The 459-nt window shown below is 58.6% G+C and carries 1 pseudogene; it reads right to left on the bottom strand.

The window, feature by feature from the left end:
• Positions 1-439 (bottom strand): annotated as a pseudogene (locus EN780_RS37675) (nucleotidyltransferase); the annotation flags it as partial.
• Positions 440-459: the final 20 nt, after the last annotated feature.

The following is a 459-nucleotide window of genomic DNA, read 5'->3' as shown; positions in this document are numbered from 1 at the left end:
GGTTCGTGCTTTGCCACTCATCGGGACCCTTGGGGATCTGATACGTCGTGCCCCACGAGAGCAAGGCGGGCACTAGGTCGAACTTGATATGGTTGAGCTCCAGCACCACCGTGGGGCTCGATTGGTAGAGTTCGGAGTTGGCGTATTTCTGCTCGGCGAACTTACGCAGTCGGGTGAGGTAGGTCTGTGGGTTCAGTCCGCCTTTTTCAAAAACGATCATGTAGTCAACGTCCGAGTGCGCATCCATCTTGCGGGGAAGGATCGTGCCACGGGTGTGCGAGCCGAACCGGAAATGCGACGTTAGGCCATCACCGGCGACCGTGAAATAACTGGCCAGCCGGGAGCTCAAGGTCGTGACCGAGGTCGCGATCGAGGCCTTCTCGTCGGCCGAGAGCACCGCGTCGCTTGCACGGGATACGAGGTAGCTATTGACTGTCATTGGTGGGAACCTTTGTCGAC

Origin of the sequence: Mesorhizobium sp. M4B.F.Ca.ET.089.01.1.1 (assembly GCF_004022605.1) — a bacterium.
GTDB lineage: Bacteria > Pseudomonadota > Alphaproteobacteria > Rhizobiales > Rhizobiaceae > Mesorhizobium > Mesorhizobium abyssinicae.
This window is presented reverse-complemented; position numbering and strand designations above follow the sequence as displayed.